Source organism: Photobacterium proteolyticum (assembly GCF_001939735.1).
Taxonomy (GTDB): Bacteria; Pseudomonadota; Gammaproteobacteria; order Enterobacterales; family Vibrionaceae; genus Photobacterium; species Photobacterium proteolyticum.
Genome location: NZ_MJIL01000075.1, coordinates 69,301 through 85,250, shown reverse-complemented (window position 1 = coordinate 85,250; position 15,950 = coordinate 69,301). Strand labels below are relative to the sequence as shown.

The 15,950-nt window shown below is 49.2% G+C and carries 10 protein-coding genes; 7 read left to right on the top strand and 3 right to left on the bottom strand.

The genetic code is table 11. The annotated features are described in order from the left end of the window. The first annotated feature begins 7 nt into the window (after positions 1-7). The 3 genes from BIT28_RS13310 (at position 8) to BIT28_RS13300 (ending at position 4,868) form a co-directional block, all read left to right on the top strand. The gene (locus BIT28_RS13310; RefSeq protein ID WP_075764441.1) at positions 8-1,300 is read left to right on the top strand and encodes a HAMP domain-containing histidine kinase; all 1,293 of its coding nucleotides are present in this window, start codon (positions 8-10) and stop codon (positions 1,298-1,300) included. Between the two features lie 283 nt (positions 1,301-1,583). Beyond that, complete coding sequence (fdhD, locus tag BIT28_RS13305) at positions 1,584-2,543, top strand: formate dehydrogenase accessory sulfurtransferase FdhD (RefSeq protein ID WP_075764439.1); 960 nt, start codon at positions 1,584-1,586, stop codon at positions 2,541-2,543. Positions 2,544-2,552: 9 nt separating this feature from the next. Next, positions 2,553-4,868 (top strand): FdhF/YdeP family oxidoreductase, encoded by a 2,316-nt coding sequence (locus BIT28_RS13300; protein WP_075764437.1) that lies wholly within the window; start codon positions 2,553-2,555, stop codon positions 4,866-4,868. 101 nt (positions 4,869-4,969) lie between these two features. On the opposite strand, the gene fbp is transcribed toward BIT28_RS13300, so the two are convergent. Then, positions 4,970-5,992, bottom strand: a complete 1,023-nt coding sequence (fbp, locus tag BIT28_RS13295) for a class 1 fructose-bisphosphatase (RefSeq protein ID WP_075764435.1) — start codon at positions 5,990-5,992, stop codon at positions 4,970-4,972. A gap of 401 nt (positions 5,993-6,393) precedes the next feature. On the opposite strand from fbp, the gene BIT28_RS13290 reads away from it, so the two are divergent. The 3 genes from BIT28_RS13290 to BIT28_RS13280 all read left to right on the top strand — a co-directional run bounded on the left by BIT28_RS13290 (position 6,394) and on the right by BIT28_RS13280 (position 11,536). After that, the gene (locus BIT28_RS13290) at positions 6,394-6,786 is read left to right on the top strand and encodes a glycine zipper family protein (protein ID WP_075764433.1); all 393 of its coding nucleotides are present in this window, start codon (positions 6,394-6,396) and stop codon (positions 6,784-6,786) included. Positions 6,787-7,262: 476 nt separating this feature from the next. Next, positions 7,263-8,948 (top strand): Lcl domain-containing protein, encoded by a 1,686-nt coding sequence (locus BIT28_RS13285; RefSeq protein ID WP_075764431.1) that lies wholly within the window; start codon positions 7,263-7,265, stop codon positions 8,946-8,948. Then, positions 8,945-11,536, top strand: coding sequence for a cytochrome c peroxidase (locus BIT28_RS13280; RefSeq protein WP_075764429.1), 2,592 nt, complete (start codon positions 8,945-8,947; stop codon positions 11,534-11,536). Before BIT28_RS13285 ends, BIT28_RS13280 begins: the two co-directional genes overlap by 4 nt. 75 nt (positions 11,537-11,611) lie before the next feature. Here the strand turns inward: BIT28_RS13280 and BIT28_RS13275 are convergent, their stop codons facing one another. Further along, positions 11,612-13,387 carry an ABC-F family ATP-binding cassette domain-containing protein gene (locus BIT28_RS13275; protein WP_075764427.1) on the bottom strand — a complete coding sequence of 592 codons (1,776 nt, stop codon included), beginning with the start codon at positions 13,385-13,387 and terminating at the stop codon, positions 11,612-11,614. A 521-nt stretch (positions 13,388-13,908) separates the two neighbouring features. Here BIT28_RS13275 and BIT28_RS13270 point away from each other — a divergent pair. Next, positions 13,909-14,835, top strand: a complete 927-nt coding sequence (locus BIT28_RS13270) for a LysR family transcriptional regulator (protein ID WP_075764425.1) — start codon at positions 13,909-13,911, stop codon at positions 14,833-14,835. A gap of 44 nt (positions 14,836-14,879) precedes the next feature. Here BIT28_RS13270 and BIT28_RS13265 read toward each other — a convergent pair whose 3' ends face one another. Beyond that, entirely contained in the window at positions 14,880-15,950 is a 1,071-nt protein-coding gene (locus BIT28_RS13265; protein ID WP_075764423.1) for a hypothetical protein, read from the bottom strand.

Here is a 15,950-nt window from a genome sequence, read left to right as displayed (position 1 = left end):
ATAGTTAATGAAACGCTTGTATTGCGAGTTTTTTATTGGTGTCGCAGTGCTCTTTTTTCTGAGTATTGTTAGTTATATTTATGTCACCCAGGAGCTGACTCCGGATTACGAGGAAGTCATCGAATTTAATCAGGTGCACAGCGTGGTGAATATCCTGGATGAAGTTGCTAATTCTTTAGGCCAGAGCCGTGCCAATGAGCTTCTTGCCAAGTATGTTGAAGAAAATCAGTTAAGCCTTATAGCTTATTCATGGGAGAGCCCTGAGCTTATAGGCGAAATCATTGATGAGCTGCAAGCTCACCAAATTTACCTTGAAGACACGTACAGTTATTTCGTTGTATATGGAGAAGAGAATCAGGTATACAAGATTTTTCCTGACCTATCCAAACCGATCTGGCAGAAGCTGGATTTTGACGAGACGTTACTGTGGATATTTTTTTATGCCGGGTTTGCTATTTACAGCGCGTTAATGCTGATTATCTTGTCTCGGCGCTTTCGTGGGCTGGAGCAAACCACATTGGCACTTGCCGAAGGGGATTTTGCCGTCCGGGCCTCGGAAAAGCCGGGTGATCGGCTTGGTAGTCTGAACAGTAGTTTTAATCAGATGGCAGATAAAATTTCTGCTCTGATCACTAGTCATAAGCAGCTGACCAATGCCGTTGCCCATGAGCTTCGCACTCCGGTGTTCCGGGTCCAGTGCCAGCTCGAAATGCTGGAAGATTCCGGGTTATCGGCAGAACAGTTGCATTATGTCGCCGGGATTCATGATGATATGGCCGAGCTGGAACAGTTGATTGAAGAGCTTCTCTATTTTGCCAAGATGGAGCGAGCGGCCATTCCCCTGAATCTTTCCTCGCCCTATGTGAGCGATTGGCTGGATAAACTAGTATCTAAATGCCGCCAAGACACGGATCTTACCATTAATATCGATTATCAAACGGATGAAACTGCCGCCGTGGATGTCTATCAATTAACGCGTGCGGTGTCGAATATCGTCCGCAATGCTTCCCGTTATGCCGAGCAGTGTATTGATCTCCGCGTTTTTCGCCATGAGCAAACGTTGCATATTCAAATTGATGACGACGGTATCGGGATCCCGCAAGATGAGAGAGAACGAATTCTGGAGCCGTTTTACCGTGTCGGTACCGCCAGGGATCGCGAGTCTGGCGGCCATGGCCTGGGCCTGGCAATCGTGGCGCAGATTATGGCTCGCCATCAGGGCAAGGTCGAAATCGGGGCGAGTGACACTGGTGGGGCGAGGTTTACGCTGATTGTGCCGCAGGCGCTTGCCACAGACTAACGTTCAGTAGGCTCACTTTCTGTCAGTGAGCCTTTTCTCTTTCACTATCTGTTATTCTCCCTGCTGTTATATCGTTCAATAACGAGAGAGCGCGTCTTACTGTTTTTTAGTTAACTGATAAATGAAATTTATCAGACGTTAAAAATAAACCATTCGATTTATCACCACTTCCTGAGCATGATTTACCTCTAATGCCCATATCAATGGCGAGTGCCTATACTCAAATTACATTGTTAGGGTGAGAAAAACAGATCTATCTCTTTGACCTTTAGAGTGAAAGCCTATGGCTAGACGGAAAAGCGATCAGGAAGATTATGGGGTGAGCTATATAGTTTCAGCCTGCAACATCGAACAACAGAGACAGAGTCAAAGGCAGCACCAGGCAAGCTTATATACGCCAGGTGTCGCGACCTGCTCGCGCCGGCAAATACATGGCACCCATGTTACCTTGTCGATTGATTCGGTAATCGTGGAGGAGCCGCTCCAAATTCGTCTGCTGTATGTCGATCAGCATGGCCAAGAGCAAGACAGAGTCTATCTGGTGACAATGCGGACACCGGGTGATGATTATAACCTCGTTACCGGGTTGCTGCTGGCCGAAGGGGTGATTAAAACCGCCCGTGATATTTCAGGGTTTAATGAGCAATTGGACCATGATGAAATTTCCAGCAATGAAATCCATGTTTCTTTAGCCCCCGGGGTGATTGTTGACTGGTCATTGATCAGCCGGGATACCACGTCCTTTTCCAGTTGCGGAGTGTGTGGCAAATCCTCCATTAAGTCATTAGAGCTGCGCGGCATTCCGGCGCTAGATACCCGAGAGCACTGGCTACCGGGCAATATTATTCCTTCCCTGACCGAAAAGCTGCGTCAGTCCCAGTCAATGTTTGCGGCAACGGGCGGCGTCCATGGCTGTGGTTTGTTTGATGCGAAAGGAGAGCTGCTGCTCAGCTGTGAAGATGTCGGGCGGCATAATGCGCTGGATAAGCTGACAGGTCAGATGGCGCGAGTGCCTGAGCGGTATCAGCATGGAAGCGTGATTCTATTGAGTGGCCGTATTAGTTTCGAGCTGGTCCAGAAGGTGTTGGTCGCCGGGATCTCGGTGCTGGTTGCAGCAGGCGCGCCGTCAAATCTGGCTATCAATATGGCCAAACGCTTCAATTTGACGCTTATAGGGTTTACACATAGCGGCGGATTCAATATCTACCATGGTGCTTTCCGCTTAAACCTAACCAAACAGTAAGAGAACGGCATGACGGTAAAGAAATATGACGGTTCGGCAGGTGGTTGGGGAGCCTTGCTGAGTACGACCAAGCACTTGGTCAAGAGCGAGAATGTTGCCCGTAATATGCGCAACTTGCTCAAAACCAACCAAGACAAAGGGTTTGACTGCCCCGGCTGTGCCTGGGGGGAAGCGGAAGAGCGGGGACGCATCAGTTTTTGTGAAAATGGTGCTAAAGCGGTGAACTGGGAAGCCACCAGTCGGCGGGTAACCCCGGCTTTCCTTCGGCAGCACCCTGTGAGTTGGCTTGCCCAGCAAAGCGACTATTTTTTGGAGTACCAGGGCAGGCTTAGCCACCCAGTGAGATATAACCGCAATACAGACTGTTATGAAGCGATAAGCTGGCAGCAGGCCTTTGCCTTGATAGCCAGACACCTGAAAGCGCTTGAACACCCTAATCAGGCTGAATTTTACACGTCTGGAAGGGCGAGTAACGAAGACGCTTTTTTGTACCAGCTATTTGTCAGAAAGTTCGGAACCAATAACTTTCCTGATTGCTCCAATATGTGCCATGAAGCCAGCGGTATCGGACTCAGGCAATCAATCGGAATTGGCAAAGGCACCGTCACCCTCGAAGACTTTGACCATGCCGATGCTATTTTTGTGTTTGGTCAGAACCCGGGAACGAATCACCCGAGAATGCTGGATACCTTGCGTCATGCATCGCGCCGTGGGGCAGCTATTGTCACCTTTAATACGTTAAAAGAGCGGGGGCTCGAACGCTTTACTAACCCCCAGTCTCCGGGAGAGATGTTAACGGGTGTGGCGACCCAGATCAGCCAGAGCTATTTCACGCCCAAGCTGGGTGGAGATATGGCTGTGGTACGCGGGATGGTAAAAGCACTCTGTGCGGTCGATAAAATCGAGCGTGAAGCCGGGCGGGCCTCGATTTTTGACCCGGCGTTCATTGACGAACATACCCGGGGTGTCGAGGCGTATCTGAGCGCCGTTGAGGCAACACCGTGGGAAGCCATTACTGAGCAGGCTGGGCTATCACGGGCTGAGATTGAGCAGGCTGCCGATACATACCGACAGGCGAATAACGTCATTATTACCTGGGCGATGGGCATTACACAGCACAAGCATTCGGTGAACACTATTCAGGAAATTGCCAACCTGCAATTGCTATTTGGCCAGTTGGGTAAGCCCGGGGCTGGCCTTTGCCCTGTGCGAGGGCACAGTAATGTACAGGGTGACCGTACCATGGGGATAAATGAAAAACCCGGTGCGGACTTTTTGGACAAGATATCTGAAGTGTTCGGCTTTCAGCCTCCGCTTGAGCACGGCCATAATACGGTTGGTGCGATTAAGGCAATGCTGGCAGGGGAGAGCAAGGTGTTTATCGGCTTGGGAGGTAACTTTGCGGCTGCCACTCCAGATACCTCGTTAACTCAGCAGGCGCTTTCCAATTGTTTGTTGACCGTGAATATTGCGACCAAACTGAACCGGACCCATTTGATCCCCGGGCAAGAGTCCCTGATCCTTCCTTGTCTGGGGCGGACGGATGTCGATATGCAGGCTACCGGGCCACAGAGTGTAACGGTTGAAGATTCATTTAGCATGGTTCACGCTTCTGCCGGGGTCGTAGAAAGTGATACGGCGGAGATGCGCTCCGAGCCTGCGATTATCGCCGGGATCGCCGAAGCCACTCTTGGCAAGGCACCTGTAGACTGGAGTTGGCTCATTGAGGACTATGACAGAATTCGGGTGTTAATTGCCGAGGTCATTCCCGGGTTTACTGGCGTCAATGAGAAAATTAAACAGCCCGGCGGGTTCTATCTGGGCAATAGCGCAGCCGAACGTCGATGGCAGACCCCGTCGGAGAAAGCGCAATTTATGCGTCATCCCCTTCCGCAGCATCTGCTACCTGCGAACTTACGTGAACTGAGCCAGGATCCGGTGTTTGTGTTACAGACGATGCGCTCGCACGACCAGTACAATACGACGATTTATGGGTTTGAAGACAGGTATCGCGGGATCTCTGGTGAACGTAAAGTGCTGCTAATCAATGCCAGTGATATTACAGCTCTCGGTATGAACAACAATGATCTGGTGGATGTCGAGTCACTCTGGCCTGATGGTATCGAACGTAAGATCTATGGCTTCAAGCTGGTAGCTTATGATATTCCGCCGGGCAACATTGCCGCTTATTTTCCGGAAACGAACCCTTTGGTGGCCATTGATGGCAAAGGCGATTTGAGCGATACGCCGACATCCAAGGCCATTCCGATTATCTTAATGCCAAGCGCCAGGAAGGGCGATGAGATAAATATAGTCTGCTCATAGCTACTGAGCGTGGAGCCTCCGGAAAGACCAGATGGTGTTACCGGGGGCTGCTTTTCAGAAATAAGGCGCTAAGTAAGAATAGCTGTTAGCAGGGGCTGAGTTTATGGCTGCGCAGTAGGTTCTGGTTCGGCAAGAAATTGCTCTAGTGTGTTAATCATCGCACCAGAGCCGGCAAAGAAAGGCATTCTTTGATGTAATGAGGTTGGCGTAATATCCAGGATCCGCTCTGCGCCATTGCACGCTTTACCGCCTGCCTGCTCCATAATAAAAGCCATCGGATTGCATTCATAGAGCAGACGGAGCTTACCTTCAGGGTAGGCCGCAGTACTTGGGTAGAGGTAAATTCCCCCTTTAAGCAGGTTCCGGTGAAGATCTGAAATGAGCGAGCCGATATAGCGCGATGTATACGGACGGTTATCCTCAGGGACATTTTCCTGACAGTACTTGATGTATTTCTTCACGCCAGTTGGGAAGCGGATATAGTTGCCTTCGTTGGTAGAGTAGCAACTGCCGTGTTCACTGATCTGGATGTTTTCATGGGAAAGACAGAAAACGCCCAGAGATGGATCATAGGTAAAGCCGTGAACCCCTTTCCCGGTGGTATAAACCAACATGGTAGAAGAACCGTAAATGACATAGCCTGCAGCAATCTGGCAATTGCCCGGCTGGAGAAAGTCTTCTTCTGTTGCGGGACTGCCAACCGGTGATAGGCGGCGATAGATAGAAAATATCGTGCCGACTGAAGCATTGACATCAATGTTAGAAGAGCCATCCAGGGGGTCGATCAGAACCACATACTTGGCGTTGCGGTTTTGCTCTTTGCTGAAAACGACAACTTCATCTTCTTCTTCGCTGGCAATGCCGCATACCTGGGCATGGGACTCGAGGGCGGCTTTGAATTTTTCATTGGCGAAAAGGTCGAGCTTTTGTTGCTGCTCTCCCTGGATGTTCTCTTTGCCCACCGCGCCGGTAATATCCATCAACCCGGCTTTGTTGATCTCACGGTTTACAATCTTGGCCGCTAATTTTATTGAAGCTAATAGCGATGATAGATCACCACTGGCATGGGGGAAGTCATTTTGTTTCTCGATGATGAATTCACCAAGCGTTTTTATATCGGACATTTCCTATCCTTGAATTCCTATTATTTGAGTCTGGCAAACTAAGTGCAATGTAAAGTGCTGATTTAACATTGTTTTAGATGTGTTTTACTCCACTAATAACAAGTGTAATTGTATTTATGCTGTTATGGTGGCTGAATTTTATAGTAACGAATATTCACCGATTGAAGTATGCGCAGAGGGTAATAAGAGTGTTTCTCCATGTGCACAAGGCTTATATTTCATCGAGCCGTTTAATGAGTCGTCCCGATATTACCGTCACAATGTATGGCTTTGTATTGTTGGCGACAAACGCAGACAAAGATATGTTATGAATAAAATATAAAACACTGTACATTTGTCTCTATTGACCGAGTTTACCCGAACAAGATGTTCCGTACCGAATTCAACAAAGAGAGATACCCATGAAAAAGCTCCTTATTGCCTCTACGATTGCGACTTTATTATCAGCCTGTGCGTACCAGCAAAAGCCGGTAGTCGATATGACTAATGTCGATCCGGCGCAATATGAACAGGACTTTTCATACTGTCAGTCGTATGCCGAGAGCGTCGACAAAGCCGAGTCGGCCAAAGTTGAGGCACAAAACGGTGCGGCGTCTGGTGCTGTGGTAGGTGCGGTAGTTGGTGGCCTGGAAGACGGGTTGGCAGGTGTCGCGGCAGGTGCCCTTGCCGGCGGGGCTATCGGAGGTGGTGCGGGCGCATTGTCTGGGGCCAATGACGCGACAGAAGTTCAGGCAAAAGTGCTTCGCCGCTGTTTGGATAACAAAGGTTACGTTGTCTATGACCTTGAAAAGTAACTGGCGTTGAATAGAAAAAAGCGGCTCTTACTTTGGCAAGAGAGCCGCTCAGCAGAAGTGGTAATTCGTTTCTAGCCCTACACTAAAAACTTTCAACCGGAGCTGAAGTACACTGGAAGCAATGTGAGCAATGTCGTGCTCTCAGAGCAAGAAGATGAATAAATTTCCTCTTGTCTGAGCGCGGGTTAATAATAACCATTCTCATTTGGATTGCAAGTGATTTGTTGAGAATTATTTTCATTTGTCCGTATGTAAGACAAACTTGTCCAGACAGTACCGAGTCTATCGACTTAACCCCTTATACAAAAATCCTCTTTCCTTACCAGTTATTGTCAGCCATTTCTGACAGTCATTGTGTTGTAATCTGCCTAAAAAACCACTCACCGATCAAATGCAAATAATTCGCATTTATATTTGTATTTGGTTTTTGTCACTTGTAGTATCGCCGTCCATTTATAAAAAATAGAAATATAACGATGAAATACAATAAATTATCAGCATTATTGACTGCTGCCTTGCTCACAGGCTGCAATTCAAGCTCGACAAGTAGTGCTGCTAACCCAGTCAGTCAAGGACAAAACCAGGCAACCCAAGATCAAAAGGTGGAGTTGTCGAGCAAGAGTATTCAGTTTGTCGATGCGTCCAAAGTTACTTTTGATGCGCCGGGTGTTTCTGTTCAAACCGCTCAAAAAGTTACCAATATCACTACCAATTTTGGTAAGGCCTATGTTGATCAGACATCAGGGCGCTTTGTGTTCCAACCTACCGCTTCGACATCAGCAGCTCAGGCCAAATCGACGGTAAGCAAAAACACGGTTGCTAAAGCCGCTGACACGACATCAACACACCGCTTAGCATCTGCCAACAATTATCATTTTGAAATTAAATACCAAATTGATAATACGAATTATCAGGTGACGGGTTACGTGCTGCCTCTTCATAAGAATAGCGATAACACTGTGGTGACCCGCTTCGTCAAGCTGGATGCTGAAGGCACAGCGCTGGCGGAAGACAAGCAAGTGATGACAATGGAAACCAGCGATTGGTCATGCGTGCAGGATGTCAGCTCAAACCTGACGTGGCAGGTATTGCAGGCCAACGGTGAGTTTGCTTTTGATTCAACCTATTATTGGGGCGATCGTGTCGTTAACAATCGCGATTTTTCTGAATCAGCTTGTGGGCTGAATACGGTTTGTAATACCGATAACCTGATTGCAGCCGCCAATAGCCAGCAGTTGTGTGGAAAGTCAGACTGGCGCCTGCCGACCCGTAACGAGTGGAAAACAATTTTGACCAACGACATGCTGGACGATAATAAGCGCCTTTCGCCTGTCGACAGTTTTTTCTTCCCGTATGTTGATGCCAACTATGACGAAGCGTACTGGAGCAGCAGCTATACGCAATACCCGAATGGGCATGATAGCAATGCTGTTGAGGGCGATTGGCAAGGATCTAACGCAACCGTCGGCGATGCCTATGTGATGTGGATGGGCAGCGACTTTGCTGATGAAAGGATGCCTCCGCGCTCAACCAACGAACCGCGTCTTTCGATGCTGGTAAGTGGCAGCGTGATTGCTGATGACGCTGAAAATACTATCGGGGGAATCACGGCGCCACTGAAAGCTGAAGTAAATGCCAAAGGTGATGAAGACAGCAAGTGGAAGAGTCGCTTTACCAAGCTGGGTGTTTCCGGGCAGCCTCTGCAGGATCAGGATGCTGCTGAGTGGGCGTGTAGCCGGGACAAATTCTTCGCCACTGAGGTACCCAATACTCAGATTCTTTGGCAGCGAATTGATAAAGCAGGTCCATTAATGAGCTATGACCAAGCCGTTGCCTATGTCGATACCATTAATGCCAATACACTGTGTGGCCGTAATGACTGGCGTCTGCCGACGGAATCTGAGCTTAAGTCGATCCTGATTGATTCTTTTGCGTTTAACATGGAAGGCATGTCTTACCGTGCCGGCTATGTGAACACTATTTTTGCTGACACCGTGGTTGAAGAGAACAGCTACTACTGGACACAAACAGCGGATAACTATTACCCGGATAGCAAGCATATGGCCGTTGCTTTCCAAAGTGAATGGTCCGACAGCAGTGGTGAAAGCAATGCTTCTCTTTATCGTGTTCGTCTGATTTCGACTTCGGCTGTACAACCATGAAGTCTTCCTCTTTAACATTGGGCGCTGCATCTATTGCAGCGTCTCTGCTGCTTTCTGCCTGCAATGGTTCCGGTAGTGATTCTGCACCCGTGTCGACACAACCGTCCACGTCAACATCGACGCCTGAGTTACAACAACTGGATCGTTCACCGAAAGCACAGGTGACGCAGGGTGGTGTGTTTACCTACAAGTATCAGTTGAAAAGTGATCAGACATTGCGTGTTATTGAACCGCCGAAGTTTGGTCGGGTAGTGATTAATGGCGGAGCGCTTGAATATCAGGCACCTCAGGCGGAAACGGGGGCCGATGCCTTTCGGCTTGAGTTGGTCGGTAATGATGATGTGGTTGTGATCAACTGGTTGCTACGGGTGAATCAGAGTACGCCACGGTTCACCCAAAGCATGGTCAACGATCCGTCTTCTGGAAAGACATGGCAATGTGTGACAGATACCAGTACGCATCTGGGGGTGACCTGGGCGACAACAACCCAGCCCAATCAGCAGACGTTTGCCTGGAAAGATTGGGATGCGACTTTGCCGCACCTTGGGGCACAGTGCTTTCTTGGTGATGGTGAATGCAATACCGATGCGCTTATTGCCCATGCAAACCAGAACCAATGGTGCGGCAAGAGCGACTGGCGTTTGCCTTTCGCTTATGAGATGAAAAACCTCACCAGCGAACAGGACTTTGCACTCGACCGGAATCAGGCCGCTATAGACCCTTATTTTTTTGCTGATGTCGGGTTTGAATATTATTGGCTAGCGACAGATGCCAGTGATGAGCAAGTCGATAACCTTGCCCATCGCTATAGCTTCGGGACTAAGCGCAACAGCGTTTCAAACCAGAATAAACGCCAGCCAGCCTCGGTCATGCTGGTCAGCGGCGAATACCGCGACCCTTCTCTGCCTAATCAACAGGTGGAGCCGCAGTCGGAAGCAACCAGCTTTATACGGTTGAATGATCAAGGGCTGCCTATCGATCGAGCGCTGCAGCAAAACAGCTATCAAGAGAGCCCATGGCGCTGCCTGGACGATATGCGTAGCTTGGTGCGTGATAACTTGTTTTTGCGTGACGGCCGCTTTTCTTATGTTTATTGGCTGACACCGGGCAATAGTGATATCACCAATACGGCACATACTTTTGCGCTCGAAACCAGTGTCAGCCATTGCGAGCAGTCCACCTGTACCCTGGATGAGATGGTGAAGCAGGTGAATGCTTTGCAGCAGTGTGGACGTGGCGACTGGCGCGTTCCTTCTCAGGAAGAGCTTGCATTATTACTGCATCAGAAAGTTGATGGCGGTGAGTTTGAACTGCTGTATCAGGCATCGCTAAACCAGCCCGAGGCGGGTAACTACTGGGTGTCGACAAAATCAGGGTATGCGACGTTATCATTGCCACATGTACCTTCGCTGACGCCTGTTGCGGCGGCTCCAAACCAGCGGGCGAAATTATTGCTGATCGCCTCGGAGTTTGAGCCAAGGGCGACGGAGGATCCCCGCTCTGTCAATAACCATGGCAGGCCGAATATGACCAAGCTGCGGCTAGACTATGCGACCTCTCCGGAGAATTGGCCGGCACCGTTTGTGGATGATATGTCTGAGTATCAGGAGCTTGGTGTAATGCCTTTGCCCGAGTTTCCAAATTCCAATCCGTATCAGGCCAGTAAGGTTGAGCTAGGGAAAAAACTGTTCTTTGACCCGTTCCTTTCCCGGGCACAGGATGTCTCCTGTGCTAGCTGTCATGACCCGCAAAAGGGGTGGACGGATAACCTGGAAGTCTCGATCGGCCATGACCGACAGCGTGGTAAGCGTAATGCGCCAACAGTGGTGAACAGCGCCTTTTTACCGGTTCTGTTTTGGGATGGCCGGGCAAAAGATCTGGAACAACAGGCGTTGATGCCGATCCAGGATCCTCTGGAGATGGCAGAGACATTGCCCCGCCTGGTTGAGCGACTAAATGCCCATCCGACATATCCTGCACAATTTGATGCCGTGTTTAATCAGGGGGCTATTACTGCAGAGCAATTGGGAATGGCATTAGCCACGTTCCAGCGTACGATTGTAAGTAACGAGAGTAAGCTTGACCGGTTTGTTAAACAGGCTCCGCTGGGCAATACCGATGCGCTGAGTGATCAGGAGCTGTGGGGGCTGGATATTTATCGTCGTAACGGTCGCTGCGCGAACTGCCACATGGGACCGGAACTCACTAATCACGCATTCGAAAATGTGGGGCTGACTTACTATAAAGCGTTTTATGAAGACTTAGGCCAATATAACGTTGACGGTAAGAGTGAAAGTGTCGGTAAATTCAAAACACCGTCTTTGCGTGATGTCATGAATACGGGTCCGTGGTTCCACAATGGCTTGGTTCACACTATGGATGGTGTCATTTCGATGTATTCGGAAGGGATGGCAAGCAATGCGCCGTTTGGTTGGAGCAAATATGATCCTAACTATCCGAAACTGTCGGAAAAAATACGCCCGTTGAACCTGACTTATCAGGAGGCGGAAGCGCTGATAGCCTTCATGAATGCAATCACGGCTGACAGTCCGCAGCAGCCAGCTTCTCAGGCCAGCCTGGGACAGTAACCTGCCGGGTAAACCAAGAAGGGGGGGATCGGCGATCTCCCCTTTAACATGATGGTCTCTTGTCTTGGCCGACTTTTAGCTCAGCTCAAGGGTTTCATTCAGTTGGGCTATCTCCTTTATCCAGGCTTGCTGAAGTTTGGGTTTCTGATGTTTCGGCTTTCTTGCCAAATCTTCTTCCAGCAACACTTCCAGCTCGATCAACCGGGCCAGCAACTGCTCCTGATCCGACGCAGTATTCGAGCCTGCATTCGGGGATGTTAAGCTTGATGAAATATCAGTTGGTTGTCGCGTGATGGTATCCTGACCTTGCTGTTCGCTGCCGAAACCCGATAACTTTTCATATACCTGATCAAGGTTATGCCATTCTTCGAGTTGCTGATTATCTACCAGCCAGAAGCGGTTGCAGCTTTTTTCAATCAGCTCCCGATCATGGCTGACCAAAATACAGCCGCCCTTAAATTCACCGAGTGTACTGGCTAGCTCTTCTTTTCCTTCCAGATCCAGATGGTTTGTCGGCTCATCCAGAAACAGCAGGTGATAGTTAGCCAGCGTCAGGCCGATAAACAGCAGCCGGGATCGCTCTCCGCCACTTAGGCCTGCAACAGTCTGGCTATGGCGCAGATAAGGGAATCCGGCGCTGATCAAAGCCATTTTTCGCTGCTCGTCAGGAAGCGGGGCAAAATGGCGTAACGCCTCAAGCAGGGTATCGCTATCATTTAGCTGCTGCAGAGTCTGATCGTAATAGCCAAGCCGCCCTTGCGGGTGAAATACAATCGCATCGCTTGTCTCCTGGTGTTCGACATGTTGCTGATACGCCAGCCATAACATGCGTAACAAGGAAGACTTGCCGGTACCGTTACGGCCCATAATCGCGATTCTGTCACCGCTTTTTAGCTGTTTGGCCAGCACATGGAACAGAGTAGGTGCACCGGGCTCAGGACGAACATCGAGCGCAGACAGTTCCAGCAGGCGGTTAGCCGGCAAAGGTTCCCCTTTGAGTCTTAGCTGCCAGGGCGAACCGGCGCTAAGCTGGGTTTGGCTTTCCTTGAGCCGGTCAGCCCGCTTTTCCATATGTTTGGCTTTACGGGCGAGATCTTCATTGTCGTAGACCTTGCCCCAGACAGCCAAACGCTTGGCACTTTTTTCTATCCGGTTGATTTCTTTTTGCTCGGCCTGATGGCGCAACTCGTCTGCCTGATCTTTTTCTTCCAGCGCCTGCCGGGCTTGCGAGCACGGAAGACGGAAAAAGTGCAGGGTTCTGTCACGCATGATCCAGGTACTGTTGGTGACTGTATCCAACAGGCGCTGATCATGAGAAACCAGAACAAAGCTGCCTTTCCAGCTGAGCAGGAAGTGTTCCAGCCAGAGCAGAGTCGGCAAATCCATGTGGTTGCTTGGTTCATCGAGCAACAGAACATCTGGCTGCCTGATCAGCGCTCTTGCCAGCAGCAGTCGGGTATGTTGCCCGCCACTGAGTGTACCGGCGTTCAGAGTCCAGTCTTGCTCCTTAAATCCCATATCAGATAGCAGCAGTTCGGCTTGCCAACTTTCTGTCTGTCTGATGTTCTCAGGTAGTCGGGCAATGATGGCATCAAGCATAGAAACCGAATGTAATTCTGCGGGAAGGTGCTGTTCTACCCGTTCAATCAGGCATTGATTGGCGTGGGTGATTTGTCCGGAGTAACCGGTAAGGGTGTTGTTGAGCAGTTTAAGCAGGGTGCTTTTGCCACAGCCGTTGTGGCCAACCAGGCCAATACGATCTCCTTTAGTGAGGGTGAAAGAAATCCCTTCAAGCAGAGGGCCCGAAGTAACATCATAAGAAATAGATTGTGCAGATAGTAAAGTGCTCATTGCTTACTCAAGATTTGCGGCTGCACAGTTTGCCAGTCATTGTCCGAAGGTCGGTTCCAGGCAAAAATGTACGCCATCGTCAAACATTTGCTGACGACAACCTTGTAAGCCAGAGTGAAGAGAACTCTAGTATGTAGTCATAATGGCTTCGCTCAAGCAGAGGTTATCGCAGCACGATATCGCAAAAACTTGAGTGATTCTGAATACCATAAAATTGTGCGAGGTGAATGTCACACAGAATCATAATAAGTCCTCCTTGTCTTAATTGATTAATCGATAAGCCGCATTGTAGTGCGAGAGTGCCTGTCCCTCAAGCTTGCATAACGTCACCGGTGCTTTTTGCGAACGATAAGACATTTCTTATTGGCCTCAACTTAACGTGAGGTTTTATACTCCGCCCTATTGAATTTGGCCGGATCCTAGAGTCAGAATTTGGATTGAGATAATTCATCTTCAAAGCCTCGTATAACATATTGAAGTAGCATAAGATTAATGCTTATTGGCTAGATGGTGGTTAGCGCTTGAATCATTTTGACTATAACCTGCTGCGGGTGCTTGAAGTGTTGCTTGAAGAGCAAAGCGTCACAGCGGCAGCATCACGGTTGCACCTTAGCCAGTCGGCGGTCAGCAAGCAATTGGCAAAGTTGCGAGAAACTTTTGATGATCCCCTGTTCGAGCGCACTGCTCACGGGTTGAGGGCGACGCCGCGTGCAATGCAACTGGCCCCGCAGTTACGTCAGGTGCTGCAACAGCTCGATCAGTTTACCCGTCCGAGCACGTTTGACCCGTCGCTCAGCCAGCGGCAGTTTCGGATTGATTTGGTTGAGACGGCCTATTCGCTCACTTACCCGTTTTTTATGCCGGAGCTGTTGGTTCAGGCGCCGAATATTACGCTCAATAGCCAGACATGGAACCAAGAGAGTATCGCTAAGTTACTTCGTTGCGATATTGATATGGCAATTTGTAGCCGGGAGTGGGATGAGCGTTCGCAGGTACATATTAATACGCTTTCTGACGAGTTGAATTATGTTGAGCTGGTGCGGGATTACCCTGTTTGTTTAATCAGAAAGGATCACCCACTGCTGAAAGAAAAGTGGGATTTGGAGACTTTTCTGACATATCGCCACCTTCAGGTTACGTTTGGCGGCATTGAGCAGTGGTTGCTGGATGAGGTACTCGGCCTTCAGCACCAGAAGCGTGATATCGCTGTCAATATGACTGATTTCTATAGCGCGATGAGCTTGTGTGAGCAGAGTGACCTCATTCTGTGTGCGCCTGCCCGTTATGCGTCAAAGATGGTCCGGCATTTTGAGTTGTTGACGCTTGATGTTCCTGTTGCGGTTGAACCGGGAGCCTATGTCTTGCTGTGGCACAAGCATTTTGATCTCGACCCCAGCCACCGCTGGCTGCGGGAGCTGATCATCAATAGCGTCAGTTTGGAAGGCTGACCGCTAATGACTCGCTGCGGGAGTGCTAACACTCCCGGCTGAGTTTAGAGGTTGAGTTCACTTTGTGCCTCATAGAAGGCTGACTTGTATTGCTTGAAGGTTTCCTTTTTGTCTCTGAACAGTTCGAGCAAGTCGACCGACAGAAAGACGCCACTATCGCTGCCGTAAAATGAAGCACCGAGCATGAATTGGGTTTTGAATCTGAGCGCTACTCCCCACCCAAGATCATCCACACCGTCCCGGTCAGTATACAGCCCAACAACGGAGACTCCTGACGGGATATACCACTGCTTGCGATCCCAGGCATCAATACCAATACCTTCCAGCATCAAGGTGGCTTTGTTCTGGCTGCCGTCTTCGGCATTGCTGACAAAATCATAGACCAGACCGGGTCTCAGGAAAATATACTGATAGCTTGGCGGCAGTAATAGTTGCGGGTTATCTGATGACTGCCGTTGTGAGTACAGTCGGCTGCTATTGAACCACAGCTCCCAGGGCATCTGGACCAGGCTGTCTTCCAGAAATTGATCCCACTGCTTGCTGGCATTGGTATGGAATATTGATGCATTTCTGCTGTCTTCAGATCCCAGTAGTGATTGGGATTGATTTAGTAATCTAAAAAATTCGTCAATGAACATGACACAGTTATTATTGCTAGGCTGGCATAGTAGTACTTGTTCTCTTTCGTCGTAGTAACCAGCAGGATATGGTGTATTGTTGATGGTTCTTGGGCCAAACACTTTTTTATCTTGTTGGGGGATATAAGGCGAACTTTGTAGGATATCAATGTATTTGTTAAAGCTAGCATTATCTAAGTCTGTATTGGTGATAATGACTGTTGCTTGATTTTTAATTGCGTTAAGTAAAAGGTTGTTGGTAGCGGTATAGTCAGCGTTACTTAGTATGTAGGTAGTCAGCTCCTTGTTACAGTGATATTTCTGGAGTGTTTGCATTTCGCTGGCAAACGGTAACAACACTGCAGGGATGTTGCCTTGGGGCTGTTGAAGGTGCATCTCTAGTTTTTCACAGGTAAGCGGTTCGTTAATAGAGGTTGCACTCAAAGGGGTTACAGTAATCCCGTAAAGTAACATGATATAAATTAGCCGTCTGAACAT